This window comes from Nocardiopsis sp. NPDC055824, assembly GCF_053616335.1.
Genome location: NZ_JBSHDN010000139.1, coordinates 1 through 17,525 on the forward strand (window position 1 = coordinate 1; position 17,525 = coordinate 17,525).

Consider the following 17,525-nt stretch of genomic DNA (forward strand, 5'->3'; position numbering starts at 1 on the left):
CCCGGCCGGGGTCGGGGCCCCCGCCCGGGGTTTGGGGGGGGGGCGCCGCCGGCCCCCTGATGGCGGCGGCCCCGCAGCCCGGTGGTGGTGTTTCACCGGGCGGGGAACCCCCGGGCGGACCGGTGCCGCCCGGAGGGGGTTCTCAGGGGGAGCGGCCCGCCGCGACGGTGCGCACCACGTGCCGCATCTGCCGGGAGAGCCGGTCGGGGTCCGCGTACCTCAGCGGGGCTACCCGCGCGGGGCCGGTGTAGAACGCCACCCACACGCGCAGGGAGTAGGACCACATCACCACCCAGTACGGGGCGTGATGCCGGGCCAGCGCGGCGGCCAGGTCACGCTCCTCGCGGTCGTGCCCGGGATGCCACCTCACGGGTTCTCGACCACCGCACGCACCGTCAGCGGCCCCGCCCCGGCGCCCTTCCACGCCCAGCTCCATTCCCAGTACACGGCCAGGTGGTCCACCAGGTGCAGGCCCGGAAGCGGGGCCTGGCGGGGATCACCCAGACGCGGATAGGGGATGACGGTGTCGCCCCGGGGCCCGTTGTCGGTCACGGCGACGCCGACCAGGAACGGGTTGACGTCGACGACCACCCGCACGGTCCCGCCGGGGTCCCCCGAACGGGTGTGCTTGCGAGCGTTCGACACGAGCGCTTCGGCCACCAGGAAGACCGGTTTCCTCGCCCGGCGGGGAACCACGGTGGGCACCCACGCGGCCAGGGCGGTACAGCCGCGCTCGTGGCCCAGAAGAATGCCGTGCCGGTGGGGCTCGGAGAACCCGACCCGGTGCGGGTAGGGCACTTTGGGCTCGGCGTTTACGTCTGGTTTCGGTGTGGTGATGCCGGTAGGCTGCATTCGTCTCACCTCGGTGGTTCGGGGTGGGGCATTGAGCCTCGGAGACCGGTTGCGACGGTCGCCGGGGCTTTTGGCTTGCAACGGACTTTCAGCCGGACGCCTCCGCTTTCATCGGCATCCGCTGCTTCTCCGTGGCTCTACCTTGAACACCCGGCCGGTCCGAGCGCTAGAGACATCACTGACCTGTCAAGATCTTGTGGTTTCGGTGAAGTTGGGAAGACCCTTCGCCTTGAATGAGTCGACCCGGTAGATCCCTCGGTGTACATGGAGAGTCATGGACCGTCCCCCGAAGCCCGAACTGATACGTCTTGGCCTCGTCATCCAGAAGACGCGCAAGAAGGCGAAGATCACGCAAGTCCAGCTGGCCAAGGCTCTGTCGGTCGTGCCCTCGACCGTCTCGGCGTGGGAGTGCGGTACCCGCAGGCTCAGCGAGCAGAGCGCGCGAGATATCGACCGAGAGCTCGGTAGCTCTGGTGTAGTTCACCGGGCTTGGAAAGCCGCAAATGACGCAACTGGGGTTCCGGAATGGTACGAGGAGGTAGAGCAGCTCGAACGGAAGATCTCGGAGCTGCGTGAGTACCAGAACCAGATGATCCCTGGCCTCATCCAGACCGAGGCGTATGCCCACGCAGCGAACCGGGACACCTCTCCCGGCGCCAGTGAGGCCGAGCTGGAGGAGATGGTCAAGTCGCGGATGAGGCGACAGGCGATCTTGGAGACAGATCCGCCGCTGATTTACATGGTGCTGGAGGCGAACGCGGTGACGAGGGTCATCGGGAGCCGGAAGATTCTCTCTGATCAGCTCGGTGAAGTGCTGTCATTGATGGAGAAACGGGTAGTACGTCTACAGGTCGTACCGCCCAACCCCGGGTGCCACCCCGGAGGAGCAGGCCCCTTCCGGGTGTACTCGTTTCCGGACAAACCCATGGTGGCGTCGGCGGAGTATCAGCAAGGTGAGATTCTGATGGATGACAGTGGCAAGGTGCAGGCCTGTCTGTCGATTTTCAGCTCTGTGCAGGCAGAGGCGTGGTCGCCGGGCCAGACAGCCGACTTCATCAGGAAGGTCAAGGAAGAACTCGATGAGTACACAGCGTGAGCCCGAGTGGCACAAGAGCAGCTACAGCGCGGCCAACGGAAGCTGTGTCGAGGTCGCTGAGGGGAAGAGCGTCCTCGTGCGTGACACGCAGAACCGGGAGTCGGGCCACTTGTCGGCTGGGGCTTCCGAGTGGACCGCCCTGCTGGCGGCGGTCCGAGGCCGGTAGGGGAACAGCACGAACCGGTCCCGCCCAGGAGTAGTGGGCGGGACCGGTTTTGTGTTCAGCGGGTTCAAGCTACCCCGGGGCAGGATGCATCTCCAGGAGCAAAGCCCCGCTTTATCGGAAGCCGTGGACGTGAACCTGCCCCTGTAGCCTCCCATCGGACGATGCCCGAAGTCTGGATGAGGCCGACCTGATGGTTGACCCGAGAGGCAAGAGGCACGGCGGGGCCGCATGCACTCATCGGTTCCTGTGGACCGTGCTCTCGGTGCGGTCGATGGACCGCCTACGACGCTTCATGGGCCGGTAGCCTCGCCTCCATGTGCTGTCAGAAGCCTGAGGAGGCCGATATGACGGTAGTCCCCGGAGGCGGAGCCCCGACCGTCCCCACCCCCGGCGACAAGTGGCACAAGAGCAGCTACAGCGCTAACGGAGGAAACTGCGTCGAAGCTCGGGAGCACACCGGCGGCGCTGACGTCCGCGACACCCAGAACCGCGCCGCGGGGTACCTGGAGTTCACCGGCGGCGAGTGGGCAGCCCTGGTGAACGCGGTTCGCGGCCTGTAGCGCCCCCTCGCACGCGAAGAACAGCGCCCCGTCATAGCTGGTGACGGGGCGCTGTTCTCGTGTTCAGCGGGTTCAGGCCACCCCGGCGCGCGACACACCGCCGGGGCCGAAGCCCTGGCACCTCCTGCGCTCCTCGGGAGCCGTGTCCTTCCGCGCCGCACACCTGCCGGGCAGCGTCGGGAGGGCGACAGCCCTCAGGGAAACTCCCCGTAGCAGGCGGCGATCGCGGCGGCGCGGTCCCGCAGAGAGGTGCGCAACCACTGCGGTGCCAGGGCCTCCGCGTCCGTCGCGAGCTGCCACAGCGCCCATTCGGCGTGCCTCGCATCCTGGAAGGCGACCTCCAGCCGCAGCCGGTCGTCCGCGTCGGCTTCTTCGGAGAGGACGGCCAGCGCGGTGCCCACCAGCTCCTCCCGTCGCGCCGGGTCCACCCGCACCAGCACGGTGACCTGGTCGCCCCCGGTGCGGAGCCGCGTGCTGCGCTCCTGCCAGGCCAGGTCCAGGTCGACCCGCTCCGGTCGCCGCGCCGGTTCGTCGAGCTCCTCGGCGGCCAGGACCCGGGAGAGCCGGTAGGTGCGGTCGGCTCCGGACCTCGTGGCCAGCAGATAGCCCTGGTCGCGTACGGTGACCAGGCCGATCGGGTCCACCGTCCGCCACGCCGGCTCCCGGTCCGCAGCCGCGTAGTGGATGCGCAGCCTGTGCCCGGCGAACACCGCGCGCCGGATCTCGGACACCACGGTGTCGGGCACCTCCTCGGTCTCCAGGCGCCGCGCGAGGAGGTCGGTGCCCGGGTCGACGAGCAGGCGCCGGGCCGCGTCGGCCGCGGTGGTCCGATCCTTCTCGGGCAGCGCGTCGACCACCTTGAGCACGGCCGAGGCGAGTGCCGAGCCGAGGCCGAAGGCCTGCGCGCCGCGCCGCGATCCGGCGATCAGCAGGGCGAGCGCCTCGTCGTGGCTCAGGCCGGTGAGCTCGGTCCGGAAACCCGGTAGCAGCGCGAAGCCGCCGTGCCGACCGCGTTCGGCGTACACCGGGACGCCGGCCGCGGAGAGCGCGTCGATGTCGCGCAGCACGGTGCGGGTGGACACCTCCAGCTCGCGGGCCAGCGCGGTCGCGGACAGCCGACCGTGCCGGCGCAGCAGCAGGACGAGCGATACCAGTCTGTCGGCGCGCATACGAAAACCCTACGGGAATACATGACACAGGATGTCGTGATTTGTTGCGAGGCTTTCCCCATCGCCATACGAGAGGGGATTCCCATGGCACACGCCATCGTCAACCCGGACGGCCTGCACGACCCGGTCCCGTTCGGCTACAGCCACACCGCCACCGTTCCCGCGGGCACGGAACTGGTGCTCGTCGCGGGCCAGTACGGGGCGGGCCCGGACGGCGCGGTCGTCTCGGCCGACTTCGCCGACCAGGTGAAGCAGACGTTCCACAACATCGGCGTCGCGCTCGCCGCCCACGGGCTCGGCCTCCGCCACGTCGTCCAGCTCAGGACGTACGTGGTGGACCACGACGTCAGCAAGCTCGGACCGATCACCGCGGCTGTGCGGGAGGGCTGGGGCACGGAGCCGCCCGCGCAGACCCTCATCGGCGTTGCGGGCCTGGCCGCCCCCGACGTGCTGTTCGAGGTCGAGGCCGTCGCCGCCCGGCCCTGACCCGCCACCCGCGTCCGGGCCGCCCACCCGGACGCGGGGGCGGTGCCGGGGCAGGGGGATGGGTGACACCTCGCTCCGGTGAGGAACCGCCTCGTGGGCGAGTGCACACGGCTCGTCTGCGAGGCGTCGCCTGTTCGCGTCGGCCCCACGCCTCGCAGTACGGGGGCGGTGAGGGGAAATGCCGGGCCAGGCGCGGCTTTTACTTCTCCGGTTCGGCCTTCGACCCGTGCCGGGTGCTGCGCCGCACCCCCAGTAGCAGGGCCGCCCCGACCACGACCAACGCGATCGCCCACGACCCCACCGGGGCCATGGCCGTCCCGCACACGGTGGTCCCCATCCCCATGCTGGGCGCGTCCCCGTAACCGATCCACCCGAAGGAGGCGTTCACACTGACCAGGGGCCACCAGCCCGCGCCGCACGGTCCGCCGGGAACCAACCCGAGAGCCGCGCCCCCGGCGATCAGGGCGAAGGCCACTGTGCGGATGATCTGGACAGGGGACACGGAACTCTCCTCGACGCGGGGGGCTTTCACGTCAGTCATTCTGGGGCACCCCCTGGTTGACGTCCCCAGCGGGGACGCCTTTTCTTCACCACACGCAATGCACGGGCCGTCGGCCTCGCCGCGGTCCCGTTCCGCCACACCGCTGACTTCCTTACTACGGCAGGGGAGAGTCCACCAGAGGAGAATGGCACGAAAATGGATCTGCTGTCGGTCTGGCGATTTCTCTAGTGGACTGGACGAAAACGTTGCCGGTGTGACGCGAGGGGTCCAGACCTCGATGATCTTGTACTTATAGCGAGGTTGGACGGCGAGACTCGCTATAAGTACAAGATCACGGCAGATAGCACGGGGTCTGTGAACCTTCCGGTCATCGCACTAGTGGTAGGGGGAGCGGGAACCCTCACACACGCCCCGACTGGTGTTCGGCCTGGTCGGGGCTTTTCCTGTTCTTGGAAGGTTCGTCGGGTGGTTTCGTGTGGACGGCGACGGTGCGGCCACTTGCTTTCCCGAGCTTCCCGGAGCCCCCGTGCAGCGGCAGAGTATCCGAGGATCGGCCCTCCGGGAAAACCCGCTGGTATTCCCGAGGTGGCGTGGAAAGGCTGTATCAGCGAAGGAATAGCCTTCAGGTCGACCCCGGGTCGATCAGATGCCACAGCGAGGACGTCGGGCTCACCCCCGAGGGCGCACGAAAAGCTCTTCACCCCTCCACCTGTCCTGTGCGGACAGCTGTCGGTGGTGCGCTTCGGAGCACCTGAGACAGGTCACCGGCAAGCCGTGTTCCACGCCACCCCGTGAAAAGTGATCCTTCATGCCGCCCGTCGGCCCGAGACCTCGCATGCGCGTGCCCGAGGGGCTGCGGTTCAGGAGGAACGCGCCTCTGACCCGGAAACGGGGTCCGTCGTACAAGAACGCGGACCTGAGCCGCCCATGTCGCCCAGGGCCGGGTCCCGTACGTGTACCACGGCCAGGAGGAGCGGATCCCGGTCGCCTCGCCCGGGGGCGATCCGACCTGGCATTCGGTGGCCGCCCTGCCGCGGCGACATGTGTTGACGAGTACGAACATGCCGGTGGGCGCGGCCACGGAGATGCCGGCGGCCCAGCTCGGGCCGTTCCGAGACAGGCTGAACCAGCGCGTTCGGAACACGAGCCGGCCCCCGCGACGGTCGGCGAATTCCAGCGGTCGCCGCGGGGGCCGCTCCGGTCACGGCCCGAAGACCTCCAGGAGCCAGCCCACCGGGGCGTCCTCGACGGAGTCGGCGGCCGACTTCTTGACCCGGCCCAGACTGATCTTCTGGGCGCCGGGGCGAAGCTTCTGGGCGACGCGGCCCCCGCCGGCGGGGACGTCGACGTTCGTGACGCTCCAGTTCGTGCCGTCGTGGACGGCCAGCCGGACCCTGACGTCGGCGAAGTCCGAGGCGAAGGAGACCCAGACGTCGCCCCACGCCCCCGCCTGGTTGGCGCTGGGGGAGGCAAGCACGATGACGTGCCGGTAGTGGATGAGGGAGCCGTTCTCGTTGAACGCGAAGCCGTGGGGGATGCCGCCGAGCTGGAAGTTGTTGCTCACCATCGCTCCTTCGGTCCGGCCGCCGGCGCCGCTCAGCGAGCGGCATCACACCGGGGGCCGGTAGAACCCTGTGACCCAGGGTCATCGCCCATCGTGGCCTTGTGGGTGTGCCCGGCGGAAGCTTTCGCCGCGAAGCTGTCCTGACCTGGCCAACTGTCTCGAATCCCTCGCCGGATGCCTTGTTGGCGTGTAACGCAGCGTGCAAATCAGGGCAGACAGCCACAGAACGGTCGGGGTGCAGTACTTGACGGAGAACCGGGCGCCAGCGGCCACGCGCATGCGGCCCGGCCGTGCAGATGCTTCGCCTGCGGCGTCCCGGGCTGCGAGGGCGAAGCCGTCCTGACCGCGCGCCCTACCGGGGGCCGCCGTCAGCGGTGTCCGGCGCATGGACTTGATCTACGACGTACAGGTACGCATTTTGGAATCACCACACCACCTCACCCCGTCCCTGTCACCGCTCGTTCTCCGAGCAGTCCTGGCTGCGGCATTGCCGGCGCCGCAGCGCGCGCGGACCGGGTCGCCGCCACCGTCGTGAGGACGGCTCCGACCGGGAGGAGAAGGCCGGTCGGCGGGGCAGTGCCCCGTGACCGGCTCCGGGCGAAGGCATGACGCAGTGTCACTGGCGGCGACGCGGAGCCGGAAGAATACTGGGACGGACTCCACCGTCCGATCCCGGAAGGGCTCATATGAGGTCCGAGCGCACCGAGGCGACGCAGGGGCAGCTGCGCATGCTCAATCTCAACATCGTGTTCGCGTCGCTCTGCGCCATCGGGGCGCTCCTGATCTCGATCAACGCCGAGAACCCGGTGCACGCCGTCGTCCTGGGCGTGGGGGTGGCGGCTGCCGTGCTGGCGTCCCGGGGGTGGAGCGGGAGCCTTTCCTCCCGGGTCCCGCTCCTCTGCCTGGTCGCGGCCTCGGCCGTGTGGCTCGTCGGTGTGCTGGTCCTGGACGACGCGTCCGCGTCCTTCGGCATCTCCGTCGTGGGCACCGTCGTCCTCTTCCAGCTGCCGCGCCCGCGCCGGGTCGCGGCGGCAGTGGCGCTGGGCGCCTTCGTCGTCGCGGTGGTCGTGGCGCGGATGGTGACGTCACCCGGTGGCGCCCTCAACGTTCTTCTCGACCACGTCGTCCACTCCACCAGCGTCGCCGTGGTGGGGGTCACCCTCGTGTTCCTCAACCACCTGGTCTCCGGTCTGATCACGGAGCTGGAGGAGTCGAGGGAGCGCGAGGCCGAGCTGGCCGTGGCCCGGGAGCGGATGCGCTTCGCCAGCGACCTGCACGACATCCAGGGCCACACGCTGCACGTGGTCAAGCTCAAGACCGCGCTGGCCCGCCGGCTGGTGCGCACCGACACCGACCGCGCGGAGCAGGAGCTCGGCGAGATCCACGCCCTGGTCGGCGACACCATCGCCCAGACCAAGGCGCTCGCCCACGCGCAGCGGCGGCTCAACCTGTCGGCGGAGCTGGAGAACGCCAAGAACCTCTTCGAGGCCGCCGGCATCCGCGTCCAGGTGCGCCGCGAGGGCGGGGTCCAGGCCCGCGCGGGCGAGATGCTCGGCCAGGTCCTGCGGGAGACGACCACCAACATCCTGCGGCACGCCCAGGCCGGGCAGGTGTGGATCACCCTCTCCGGGACCGGCATCTCCATCGTCAACGACGGCGCGCAGGAGGGCCCGCCCACCGGGCTCGGCGGGCTCGCGACCCTGCGCGAGCGCGTGGCCGGCGAGGGCGGCGAACTCACGGTGGAGCGCAAGGACGGACGGTTCCTGACCGCCGCCAGCTTCCCGCACCTGGGCCCCACCCGGTGAGAGACGAGGGGGCGCCGTGAGCTCCCGGGCCTGCGTGCCGCGACCGGCCCCGAGGAGCGCGACCTCCGCCGGCCGGTCGCGACCACCTCATGACGGGGTCGCATCGGGCGGCTGGTGGCCGCTCTCCTCCGGCTCGCCCTGCGGCCCGTAGGGGGTGTTGATCCACGCCCCCAGCAGCAGGGTCGCCCCGACCACGATCAGCGCGATCGCCCACGACCCCACCGGGGCCATGGTCGTTCCGCACAGGCCGGCCCCTATCGCGGGGCGGGACACCTCCTCGTAGGCGAACCAGCCGAAGGAGGCGTCCATGTCGACCAGGGGCCACCAGCCCGCGCCGCACGGTCCGCCGGGAACCAGCCCGAGAGCCACGCCCCCGGCGATCAGGGCGAAGGCCGCCGTGCGGATGATCTGGACAGGGGACACGGAACTCTCCTCGGCGCGGGGGGTTTCCACGTTGGACGCCCCTGTGCACCCTCCGGTTGCCGCCGTCCCGGGAAGGACACCGCGCACAGCCCGGCGCCACACCGCCTTGCCAGGACGTCGAGACCTGGCAGGGGAGGCCGGTGCCGGCGCCCGCGCCCACGGGTTCGGCGGCAGGTTGCCGTTAGTAAATAACATGTTAGTTTGTCACTATGGGAAAGAGCGCGAACCACGACAGGGGAGTGCGCACACGCGACTCCCTCAGGGCCGCGGCCTACCGGCTGTTCCTGGAACACGGGTACGAGAGGACCACCGTGGCCCGGATCGCGGCCGAGGCGGGGGTCTCGCACATGACGTTCTTCCGGCACTTCCCGACCAAGGAGGACGTGGTCCTGCGGGACGAGTACGACCCGCTGCTGGAACAGCTCGTGCGGGACCGTCCTGCAAGCGAGCCTCCGATCACCCGCATTCGGAACGCCTTCACGGGCGCCGCCGCCCACGTGCACGGGGCGGAGAGGGACGGCCTGCTGCTGCGCACCCGCCTCATCCTGGACACGCCCGCGCTGCGGCACCGGATGGCCGACAGCATGCGCGCCTCGCAGACCGCCTTCGAGCGGGGACTGCTCTCCCCGGACGACGACGCCGACGACCCGCCCCTGCCCGTCCGTGTCGCCGCCGCGGCCTGCACCGCCGCGCTCGCGACCGCCGTGACCGCGTGGGCGGAGAGCGACGGCACAGCAGACCTCCCCGCCCTCATCGACGAGGCCCTGGGAACCCTGGACAGTGCAGGCGTCCGGCGGGAGGGCAGGCCGTGACCGGCGATGCCGTCCAGGTCACGGACCTGACCGTGCGCTACCGCGGCGCGAGGACGGAGGCTGTCGCCGGGATGGACTTCACCGTGTCCGCCGGCGAGGTGTTCGGGTTCCTCGGCCCCTCGGGCGCGGGCAAGTCCACCGTGCAGAACGTGCTGACCGGCCTGTTGCGCCGCTACCGGGGCAGCGTCCGCGTCCTGGGCCGCCCGCTGGGGGACTGGGGGCGCGACTACCACGAGCGGATCGGCGTGGGCTTCGAGCTGCCCGCCGCGTTCGGCCGGATGACGGCACGGGAGAACCTGGCCGCGTTCGCCTCGTTCTACCAGGGGCCGACCGCCGATCCCGGCCGCCTTCTCGACCGGCTCGACCTCTCCGACGCCGCGGACCAGCGGGTCACCACCCTCTCCAAGGGCATGCGGATGCGTCTGAACCTGGCCCGCGCGCTGATCAACCGCCCCGAGATCCTCTTCCTCGACGAACCCACCTCCGGGCAGGACCCCGTACGCGCCGCCCGCATGCGCGACGTCATCCGCGCCGAAGCCGCCCGCGGCGCCGCGGTCTTCCTCACCACCCACGACATGCCCACCGCGGAGGAGCTGTGCGACAGGCTCGCGTTCGTGGTCGGGGGTCGGATCGTCGCGGTGGACACGCCGGCGGCGTTCAAACACCGCCACGGGAGGTCCGGCCTGGTCGCGGAGTACCGCCGGGACGGCCATGTCCGGCGACGCGTGTTCGACGGTTCCGGTGACGATGTGGAGGAGCTGGTGGAACTGCTCCGGGCGGGCGCCCTGGCCACCCTTCACAGCCGCGAAGCCACCCTGGGCGAGGTCTTCACGCAGGTCACCAAGGTCCGGCTGTGACCGCCCCGCGGGCGCGGGCGGCGTCGAACCGCCACGGGAGCCCCACGGCGCGCCGTCTGCTGGCCGCGACACGGGCAGAGACCGCGATCGCGTGGCGGTACGGCGTCGTCGGGCTCGCGGTCGGGCTCGCGCTCCTGTGGTCCCTCGCCCTTCTCGCGCTTCCCCCGTCGGGGGCCCAGAGGCTGCTCCCGCTGCTCCTCGTCGTGGACACGGCAGGCTTCGGCGCCCTCATCGCGGTGGCTCTGGCCCTGTTCGAACGCGTCGAGAGGACGGACACGGTCCGAGGGGTGACGCCGCTCCGCCCGTGGGAGACGGTCGCGGCACGCGTCACGGTGCTGACCGTCCTGGCTGTGGCGATGGCGGTCCCCATGACCGTGGCCTCCGGCGTCCCGGTCGGCCCCGGCGCGTTCGCGGCGATCGCCGGCGGCGTCGCGATGACGTCGGTACTCCTGGTGGGGACGTGCCTGGCCCTGGGGAGCGGGGCCGCGACCCTCCCCGGGGCCTTCCTCCGCGTCGTTCCCGGGGTCGTGCCGCTGATCGTGGCGCCGGTCCTGCACCTGTCGGAGGCGGTTCGCACCCCGGCGCTCTTCCTGGTGCCCAGTACGGCCGCGGCGGAGCTGCTCCGCGTGGGTACGGCGGGTGGGGCGCCCGCGTACCCCTCGGCGCCGTGGGCGCTGGTGTGGGGCACGGCGGGGGCGGTCGGGGCCTGTGCGTGGGCCGCCCGGGGGATGAACCCGCCGATCGGGGCGCCCCGGGGGCGCCCGGTGTTCCGGCGCGGTCCCGAACCCGGTGCGCGGACCGGTCCCGGCGCCGCCGGGGTGGGCGCCGCGTTTTCCGGACGGGCCCGGAGGCGCTCGCAGCTGCTCTCCTGTGTGCGCTTCGACCTGTCGGCCGGGCGGGGCGACCCCCTCCTCCCCGTCGTCCTGTTCGCACCGGCGCTCCTGGCGCTGCTCATCCGTGTGGGCCACCCGCCGGTGTCGGCCTTCGTGCGCGACTCCTACGGGTTCGACCTCGCGTCGGTCGCGCCGGTGGTGTTCGCCGCTCTGATCCTGTTGCACGTCCCCCTGATCGCGGGGTCGGTCGTCGCCCTCCGGCTCATGGAGGACGTCGACGACCGCACACTGCTGGTGCTGCGCGCGTCCCCCCTGCCGCTGTACTGGTACGTCGGCTACCGTTCGGGTCTCGCATGGCTGCTGTCCCTGGTCGGGCTCGCGGCCGCGGTCCCCCTCTCCGGGCTCGCCCCGCCCCTGTCGGCGGGGCTCGTGGTCTCGGTCGCCGTCGCGGCCGCTGCCGCGCCCCTCCTCGTGCTGACCGTCACGTCGACGGCGTCGAACAAGGTGGAGGCGCTGGTCCTCGTCAAGGCCGTCGCCGCGCTGTCGGTGCTCCTGCCCGTCCTCGCCTGGACCCTGCCCGCCCCGGTGACGTGGGTGCTTCTGGCGGTTCCGCCGGGGTGGGGGCTGTTCGCGCTCCCGGGCCTCCCCGTCCCCGAGCTGCCGCCCGTCGCCGTCCTGCTCGGCGGACTGCTCTGGACCCTGGCCCTGTGCGTCGCCGCTGCCCGCCGCACCGGGGCGAGGCTGCAGCTGTGAGCCAGGGGGTGCCGGGGGAGCCCGTCCGGCCCCGGCGGGCCGGACGGGTCGCATCGGCTCCCTCGCCGTCCTCGCCGCACCCCGGGCCGAGCGCGCGGTCGGCGGTCGGGGCGGCGGTCGGCCCCGTCCTGGGAACCCAGGGGCAACACGGACGAAATATTGGCCTGACCAATCCCTTGACCTCCTCGATCGCCTCCTTGTAGCCTCAGTCACATTGGTCAGGCCAATGGAAGGTGTCATGGACAGCAACTTCGACGCGCTCGTCGACGCCCTCGCCCAAGAGGCGCGGGTCCTGGGTCCGGAGTCACGGATCATGACCGAGCGCGCGCTCGCCGAGCGCCTCGGGAACAGCCGCGCCACCGTGCGGGAGAACCTGGGGAGCCTGGAGGTGCTCGGCATGGTCCGGCGCACCCAGGGGGCGGGGACCTACGTCACCAAGCCCGACGCCTCGTTCGTGCGGCTGCTCTTCGACCTGATGTCGAAGTTCGGCCACGTCGACCACGCCAGCGTCGAACGGGCCCGGGAGATGATGGAGATCTCCGTGGTCCAGGAGGCGGCGGACCGGGCCGACCACCACGACGTCGCCGCCCTGCGCGGACACATCGACGACATGGTCCGCGCGACCGCCGCGGGGGACGCCCAGGCCGGGCACGAGGCAGACTACGCCTTCCACAAACGGCTGTTCACCATCGCGGACAACCCGGTCATCGAACTCTTCGTGGACGGCATCAGCCTCGCCCTCCAGGACGTCCTGGCCAAGAAGCGGGCCCGGGCGCTGAGCGTCGAGGCAGCAGCGCTGCCGGAGGGCTCCGACGAGCCCCGCAGGACCGACACCATCCACACGCCCATCGTCGACGCGATCGAAGCGCACGACCGCAGCGCCGCCGCGGCCGCCATGGTCGAGCACTTCAGCCTGTGGCGCCGGATCACCGAGAGCCCCGCCATGACGGACGAGCACTAGACCCCACCAGACTCACCGCAATCCCACCCACCGGGACCCCGCGTACCCGGACCCCGATCCGTGCCCCGCCGGGGGCGGTCCCGAGCTCCGGGACCGCGTGATCCCCACCCCGAGGGGGAGAAGGAAGACATATGAACGCGACACAGGCTCCACAGCCATGCCCGAAATCGACTGTCATGTTCGTCGGTATCGGCGCCATCGGCCTCCCCATGGCCGAGCGGATCGCCCGCGCGGGCCACACCGTGCTCGGGGTGGACCCCTCGCCCCGCCGGCGTGAGGCCGCCGCCGAACTCGGCGTACCCGCCCGGGCCGACCTCACCGGGATCGAGGAGGCCGACACCGTCCTCGTCATGGTCGCCACCCCCGAACAGCTGCACCAGGCGGTGTCCGCACCCGGCGCCGCGCTCGACTCCATGCGCCCCGGAGCCGTGCTCGCGGTGATGAGCACCGTCGGCCCGGGCCCGGTCCGCGAGGCCGCGCGCAGGGCCCAGGAGGTCGGGGTCCGCCTGGTGGACGTGCCGGTGACCGGCGGCGTGGCCGGCGCCAGACGCGGCGCCCTGACCCTCTTCGCCTCCGGCGACCCGGCCGCGCTCGCCGACTGCTCCGACGTCCTCTCCGCCATGGGCACCGTGCGCGACTGCGGCGCCGAGGTGGGCAGGGGACAGTCCTACAAGGTGGTCAACCAGCTCCTGTGCTCGGTGCACATCGTGGCCGCCGCCGAGGCGCTCGCGCTGGCCGAGAAGCTGGACCTGGACCCCGCGGAGGTCCTGGAGGCCGTGGGCGGCGGCGCAGGGGCGTCCTGGATGCTGGGGGACCGCGGACCGCGCATGCTCCCGGAGGCCGCCGAGGAGGTCACCAGCACCATCGGGATCTTCGTCAAGGACTCCACTCTCGTCACCGACACCGCCGACGCCGTCGGCTTCTCCGCGCCCCTGGCCCGTGCCGCGCGCGCCGCCTACGAGCAGGCCGCCGCCACCGGGCTCCTCGACCGGGACGACTCCCAGGTCATCCAGGTCTACCGCGACTGACACCGCGCACCGCGCACGCGAGCCGGACCGCCGCCGCGTCGCGCCCCTGCCGCACCACGGCTCCGAGGCCCGAGGAAGCCGGTCGGCGGAACCACCAAGCCCGTAGGGGTCACTCGTCATGCCCGGAAACACCCGGCCGTGAACGTGCGGGCCCCACCGATACACGAGAGGGGATCCACCTATGGATGCTCTTGTGCTGACACTGATCGCTCTCGGGTCGATCGCCCTCCTGCTCCTGCTCATCATCCGGTTCCAGGTGCCGGCCTTCGTCGCCCTGATCCTGGTCAGCGTCGGAACCGCCCTGGCCACCGGCATGCCCTTCGCCGAGATCATCCCCACCATCGTCGAGGGCCTGGGCGGAACGCTCGGCAGCGTCGCCCTCCTGGTCGGCCTCGGGGCGATGCTGGGGGCGATCATCGAGCACTCCGGGGGCGCGGACGCCCTCTCCAGGCGCTTCGCCCGGATCCTGGGGCCCGCGCGGGTGGGGGCCGCCCTGCTGATCGCCTCGTCGGTGATCGCGACGCCCATCTTCTTCGACGTCGCCTTCATCATCCTGGTACCGATCATCTACGCCTTCTCGCGAGCGGCCAGGCTGCCCTCTCCCATGTCCATCGGCCTGCCGATCGCCGGCCTGATGCTCTTCATCCACGTGGTGGTGCCCCCTCACCCGGGGATCGTCGGCAGCTCGGCGATCCTGGAGGCCGACATGGGCCTGGTCACGCTCCTTGGCTGTGCGCTGGTGGTGCCGGTGGGCTTCGTGGCCCACCACACCGCCCGGCTGCTGAACCGGCGCGTCTACACGGTGCTCCCGGAGACGCTCGCCCGGTACTCCGAGGGTCCGGCCGCGGACCCGGGAGACGGGACCGGACCGCAAGGCCCCGACGACTCCGGCCCCTCCGGGCAGGGCGGAACCGAGCCCTCCGGGACCCGGCCCGCCGACCAGGGCGGCGGCTCGGTGAAGGCCCCGGCCAGGACGGAACCGCAGGCGCCCCCGGGCACGGGCAGCGTGCTGACGATCATCCTCGTCCCGATCGCCATGATCGGGCTCCAGACCGTCGGCAGCGCCTTCCTCGCCGAGGGCTCGGCCGCACTGGGCCTGCTGACGATGCTCGGAGCCCCGCCGTTCGCCCTGCTCACCGGCTGTCTGCTGGCGGTGTACCTGCTGGGGGTGCGGCGCGGGTGGTCGATGCGCTCCGTGGGCCGGGTCATGGAGGGGGCCCTGGCCCCGGCGGCCATCGTCGTCTTCGTCACGGGGGCGGGCGGAGCCTTCGCCAAGGTCCTCAGCGAGAGCGGCATCGGCGACGCCCTCTCCGGCGGCCTGCTCGGACTGGGCATCCCCCTGCTGCTCCTGGCTTTCGTCCTGGCCGCCCTGCTCAGAGCGGCCCAGGGATCGGCGACGGTGTCGGCCATCACCACCGCCGGGCTGCTGGCGAGCACGGTCTCCGAAGGCGGTTACAGCTCTGTGGAGATCGCCCTGATCAACCTCGCCATCGGCTGCGGGGCGATCTGCCTCTCCCACGTGAACGACTCGGGGTTCTGGATCGTCTCGCGCTACCTCGGGCTACAGGTCGCGGACGCGCTGCGCACATGGACCGTGCTGGTCACGGTACTGGGCACGACCGGTTTCGGCCTGGTCTGCCTCGTCTGGGCGCTGGCGTGAGCCCTCATCGCGGACCGGCCCCGCGACGCGACCGCCAACCCGGACGAAGCTCCGGACAGGCCGCCGGATCGCCCCCCGCAACCACCACCCGAACCACCCAACCAGGAGGAGTGAGATGAACCAGACCGCCACGGCGCCCGGAAGCGGTGTCGACACCGCCCGGACCGACCGGGTGAGGGCCGCCGCGTACCGGATCAGGCTGAACGCCCTGACCCAGGGTGAGGTACAGGGGCAGGGCTACATCGGCCAGGCCCTCGGGATCGCCGACGTCCTCGCCGCCCTCTACGCCGACCAGCTCGACCTCCGTCCCGAGGACCCCGAGTGGGAGGGGCGCGACCGCTTCCTCCTCTCCATCGGCCACTACGCGATCGCCCTGTACGCGGCCCTGGCCGAGGCGGGCGTGATCCCCGTCGAGGAACTGGACACCTACGCCACCGACGACTCGCGCCTGCCCATGTCGGGCATGTCCACCTACACGCCCGGCATGGAGGTCTCCGGCGGCTCCCTGGGCCACGGGCTCGGCGTCGCCGTGGGGATCGCCATGGGACTGCGCCGCAAGGACAACCCGGCGCACGTGTACAACCTGCTCTCCGACGGTGAGCTCAGCGAGGGTTCCACCTGGGAGGCCGTGCAGGCCTGCGCCCACCACGGCCTGGACAACGTCATCGCGATCGTGGACATGAACCGCCAGGTCGCCGACGGCCCGGCGCAGGAGGTCATGGGCACCGAGCCCGCCGACGACAAGTTCAGGGTCAACGGCTGGCACGTCCTGCGGGTCGACGGCAACGACGTCGCCGCGCTGCTCGCGGCACTGGACGAGCTCAAGGCCCACCGCGGCCGACCCAAGGTCCTGATCTGCGACACCACCATGGGCAAGGGCGTGCCGATGCTGGAGTCCAGGGAGAAGCTGCACTTCATGCGGGTGGCCCCGGACGAGTGGCAGACGGCCCGCGAACAGCTCAAGGAAGGGAACGACGCATGAGCGCCACCACCGCCAAGCGGCTCACCTCGGACGCGATGATCGCCTCGATCGCCGACGACGGCGCGCGCACCGCCCAGGCCCCGCTGGGGCACGCGCTGCTCGCCGCGGCGCGGGAGGACCCCCGCATCGTGGGCCTGTCCGCGGACCTGGCCAAGTACACCGACATGCACGTGTTCCGCGACGCCATGCCCGACCGCTTCTACCAGATGGGCATGGCCGAGCAGGTCATGATGGGCGCCGCGGCCGGCCTGGCCCAGGAGGGGTTCGTGCCCTTCGCGTCGACCTACTCGGTCTTCGCCACCCGCCGCGCCTACGACTTCCTGTGCCTGGACATCGCCGAACCGCGCCTGAACGTCAACATCGTCGCGGCCCTGCCCGGGCTGACGACCGGTTACGGCCCCAGCCACCAGGCCACGGAGGACGTCGCCCTGCTCCGCGGGATCCCGGGGATGACCGTCGTCGACCCCTGCGACTCCGTCGACATCGCCCAGGCCGTCCCCCAGCTCGTCGCGCACGAGGGGCCCACCTACACCCGCATCCTGCGCGGCGCGGTGCCCACGGTGCTCGACGAGTACGACTACGAGTTCCGCCTCGGCAAGGCGTCTTTGCTCCGCGGCGGCTCGGACGTCCTGTTCATCTCCTCGGGGCTGATGACCGAGCGCGCCCTGCGCGTGGCCGCCGCGCTGGAGAAGGACCGCATCGGCGTCGCTGTCCTGCACACGCCGACCATCAAGCCGCTGGACGTGGACACCGTCCTGGCCGAGGTCGCGGCCGACCGGAAGGTCTTCGTGCTGGAGAACCACTCCGTGGTGGGCGGCCTCTTCGAGTCGGTCGCCTCCGCGCTGGTCCAGCGGGGCGTGACCCGGCAGGTGACCCCCATCGGCCTGCCGGACGAGTTCCTCGACGCGGGCGCGCTGCCCACGCTCCACGACCGCTACGGGGTCTCGGTCGGACGCATCGGCGAACGCGTGCGGGCCGCGCTGTGACCGCGGGTTCCGGGGCGCGCCGCACGGGGC

Annotated in this window: 19 protein-coding genes; 13 read left to right on the top strand and 6 right to left on the bottom strand. The window is 71.3% G+C overall.

Annotated features, from left to right (window positions below; all coding sequences use genetic code 11):
* Positions 1-142: 142 nt before the first annotated feature.
* Complete coding sequence (locus ACWGL3_RS23030; protein ID WP_267944939.1) at positions 143-370, bottom strand: hypothetical protein; 228 nt, start codon at positions 368-370, stop codon at positions 143-145.
* Entirely contained in the window at positions 367-798 is a 432-nt protein-coding gene (locus tag ACWGL3_RS23035; RefSeq protein ID WP_267944938.1) for an ATP-binding protein, read from the bottom strand. The genes ACWGL3_RS23030 and ACWGL3_RS23035 overlap by 4 nt, the downstream gene beginning before the upstream one ends.
* A gap of 328 nt (positions 799-1,126) precedes the next feature.
* Here ACWGL3_RS23035 and ACWGL3_RS23040 point away from each other — a divergent pair, with 328 nt between their 5' ends.
* From ACWGL3_RS23040 to ACWGL3_RS23050, 3 genes are all read left to right on the top strand, one after another.
* Positions 1,127-1,948: a helix-turn-helix domain-containing protein gene (locus tag ACWGL3_RS23040; protein ID WP_267944937.1), complete on the top strand. Its 822-nt coding sequence runs from the start codon at positions 1,127-1,129 to the stop codon at positions 1,946-1,948.
* Positions 1,932-2,114, top strand: coding sequence for a DUF397 domain-containing protein (locus ACWGL3_RS23045; RefSeq protein WP_267944936.1), 183 nt, complete (start codon positions 1,932-1,934; stop codon positions 2,112-2,114). The genes ACWGL3_RS23040 and ACWGL3_RS23045 overlap by 17 nt, the downstream gene beginning before the upstream one ends.
* 344 nt (positions 2,115-2,458) lie before the next feature.
* Positions 2,459-2,674, top strand: coding sequence for a DUF397 domain-containing protein (locus tag ACWGL3_RS23050; protein WP_267944935.1), 216 nt, complete (start codon positions 2,459-2,461; stop codon positions 2,672-2,674).
* Between the two features lie 194 nt (positions 2,675-2,868).
* Here ACWGL3_RS23050 and ACWGL3_RS23055 read toward each other — a convergent pair whose 3' ends face one another.
* Positions 2,869-3,843, bottom strand: a complete 975-nt coding sequence (locus ACWGL3_RS23055; protein WP_267944934.1) for a helix-turn-helix transcriptional regulator — start codon at positions 3,841-3,843, stop codon at positions 2,869-2,871.
* A gap of 84 nt (positions 3,844-3,927) precedes the next feature.
* On the opposite strand from ACWGL3_RS23055, the gene ACWGL3_RS23060 reads away from it, so the two are divergent.
* Positions 3,928-4,329, top strand: coding sequence for a RidA family protein (locus ACWGL3_RS23060; protein ID WP_267944933.1), 402 nt, complete (start codon positions 3,928-3,930; stop codon positions 4,327-4,329).
* Positions 4,330-4,528: 199 nt separating this feature from the next.
* Here the strand turns inward: ACWGL3_RS23060 and ACWGL3_RS23065 are convergent, their stop codons facing one another.
* On the bottom strand, positions 4,529-4,861 hold the full coding sequence (locus ACWGL3_RS23065; RefSeq protein WP_346660214.1) for a hypothetical protein: 333 nt from the start codon (positions 4,859-4,861) through the stop codon (positions 4,529-4,531).
* Positions 4,862-6,032: 1,171 nt separating this feature from the next.
* On the bottom strand, positions 6,033-6,395 hold the full coding sequence (locus tag ACWGL3_RS23070; RefSeq protein WP_267944932.1) for a hypothetical protein: 363 nt from the start codon (positions 6,393-6,395) through the stop codon (positions 6,033-6,035).
* A 686-nt stretch (positions 6,396-7,081) separates the two neighbouring features.
* Here ACWGL3_RS23070 and ACWGL3_RS23075 point away from each other — a divergent pair.
* Positions 7,082-8,200, top strand: a complete 1,119-nt coding sequence (locus tag ACWGL3_RS23075) for a sensor histidine kinase (RefSeq protein ID WP_452461769.1) — start codon at positions 7,082-7,084, stop codon at positions 8,198-8,200.
* A gap of 87 nt (positions 8,201-8,287) precedes the next feature.
* On the opposite strand, the gene ACWGL3_RS23080 is transcribed toward ACWGL3_RS23075, so the two are convergent.
* Complete coding sequence (locus ACWGL3_RS23080; RefSeq protein ID WP_267944930.1) at positions 8,288-8,623, bottom strand: hypothetical protein; 336 nt, start codon at positions 8,621-8,623, stop codon at positions 8,288-8,290.
* Between the two features lie 209 nt (positions 8,624-8,832).
* Between ACWGL3_RS23080 and ACWGL3_RS23085 the strand changes: the two genes are divergently transcribed.
* The 8 genes from ACWGL3_RS23085 to ACWGL3_RS23120 all read left to right on the top strand — a co-directional run bounded on the left by ACWGL3_RS23085 (position 8,833) and on the right by ACWGL3_RS23120 (position 17,495).
* Positions 8,833-9,435, top strand: coding sequence for a TetR/AcrR family transcriptional regulator (locus tag ACWGL3_RS23085; protein WP_452461770.1), 603 nt, complete (start codon positions 8,833-8,835; stop codon positions 9,433-9,435).
* The gene (locus ACWGL3_RS23090) at positions 9,432-10,292 is read left to right on the top strand and encodes an ABC transporter ATP-binding protein (protein WP_452461771.1); all 861 of its coding nucleotides are present in this window, start codon (positions 9,432-9,434) and stop codon (positions 10,290-10,292) included. The genes ACWGL3_RS23085 and ACWGL3_RS23090 overlap by 4 nt, the downstream gene beginning before the upstream one ends.
* Positions 10,289-11,878, top strand: coding sequence for a hypothetical protein (locus ACWGL3_RS23095; protein WP_452461772.1), 1,590 nt, complete (start codon positions 10,289-10,291; stop codon positions 11,876-11,878). The genes ACWGL3_RS23090 and ACWGL3_RS23095 overlap by 4 nt, the downstream gene beginning before the upstream one ends.
* Positions 11,879-12,116: 238 nt before the next feature.
* Positions 12,117-12,839 carry a FadR/GntR family transcriptional regulator gene (locus ACWGL3_RS23100; RefSeq protein WP_267944926.1) on the top strand — a complete coding sequence of 241 codons (723 nt, stop codon included), beginning with the start codon at positions 12,117-12,119 and terminating at the stop codon, positions 12,837-12,839.
* A 131-nt stretch (positions 12,840-12,970) separates the two neighbouring features.
* Positions 12,971-13,867, top strand: a complete 897-nt coding sequence (locus tag ACWGL3_RS23105) for an NAD(P)-dependent oxidoreductase (protein WP_267944925.1) — start codon at positions 12,971-12,973, stop codon at positions 13,865-13,867.
* A 181-nt stretch (positions 13,868-14,048) separates the two neighbouring features.
* Complete coding sequence (locus tag ACWGL3_RS23110; protein WP_267944924.1) at positions 14,049-15,527, top strand: GntT/GntP/DsdX family permease; 1,479 nt, start codon at positions 14,049-14,051, stop codon at positions 15,525-15,527.
* Positions 15,528-15,642: 115 nt separating this feature from the next.
* A complete protein-coding gene (locus ACWGL3_RS23115) occupies positions 15,643-16,509 on the top strand; it encodes a transketolase (protein ID WP_452461773.1) in 867 nt (288 codons plus the stop codon).
* Positions 16,506-17,495: a transketolase family protein gene (locus ACWGL3_RS23120; RefSeq protein WP_452461774.1), complete on the top strand. Its 990-nt coding sequence runs from the start codon at positions 16,506-16,508 to the stop codon at positions 17,493-17,495. Before ACWGL3_RS23115 ends, ACWGL3_RS23120 begins: the two co-directional genes overlap by 4 nt.
* The last annotated feature ends 30 nt before the right edge of the window (positions 17,496-17,525 follow it).

Bases quoted from the DNA above. Each gene is read 5' to 3' on its own strand.
- ACWGL3_RS23040 (WP_267944937.1), top strand. From the start codon at position 1,127: ATGGACCGTCCCCCGAAGCCCGAACTGATACGTCTTGGCCTCGTCATC.
- ACWGL3_RS23045 (WP_267944936.1), top strand. From the start codon at position 1,932: ATGAGTACACAGCGTGAGCCCGAGTGGCACAAGAGCAGCTACAGCGCG.
- ACWGL3_RS23050 (WP_267944935.1), top strand. From the start codon at position 2,459: ATGACGGTAGTCCCCGGAGGCGGAGCCCCGACCGTCCCCACCCCCGGC.
- ACWGL3_RS23055 (WP_267944934.1), bottom strand. From the start codon at position 3,843: ATGCGCGCCGACAGACTGGTATCGCTCGTCCTGCTGCTGCGCCGGCAC.
- ACWGL3_RS23060 (WP_267944933.1), top strand. From the start codon at position 3,928: ATGGCACACGCCATCGTCAACCCGGACGGCCTGCACGACCCGGTCCCG.
- ACWGL3_RS23075 (WP_452461769.1), top strand. From the start codon at position 7,082: ATGAGGTCCGAGCGCACCGAGGCGACGCAGGGGCAGCTGCGCATGCTC.
- ACWGL3_RS23085 (WP_452461770.1), top strand. From the start codon at position 8,833: ATGGGAAAGAGCGCGAACCACGACAGGGGAGTGCGCACACGCGACTCC.
- ACWGL3_RS23100 (WP_267944926.1), top strand. From the start codon at position 12,117: ATGGACAGCAACTTCGACGCGCTCGTCGACGCCCTCGCCCAAGAGGCG.
- ACWGL3_RS23105 (WP_267944925.1), top strand. From the start codon at position 12,971: ATGAACGCGACACAGGCTCCACAGCCATGCCCGAAATCGACTGTCATG.
- ACWGL3_RS23110 (WP_267944924.1), top strand. From the start codon at position 14,049: ATGGATGCTCTTGTGCTGACACTGATCGCTCTCGGGTCGATCGCCCTC.
- ACWGL3_RS23115 (WP_452461773.1), top strand. From the start codon at position 15,643: ATGAACCAGACCGCCACGGCGCCCGGAAGCGGTGTCGACACCGCCCGG.
- ACWGL3_RS23120 (WP_452461774.1), top strand. From the start codon at position 16,506: ATGAGCGCCACCACCGCCAAGCGGCTCACCTCGGACGCGATGATCGCC.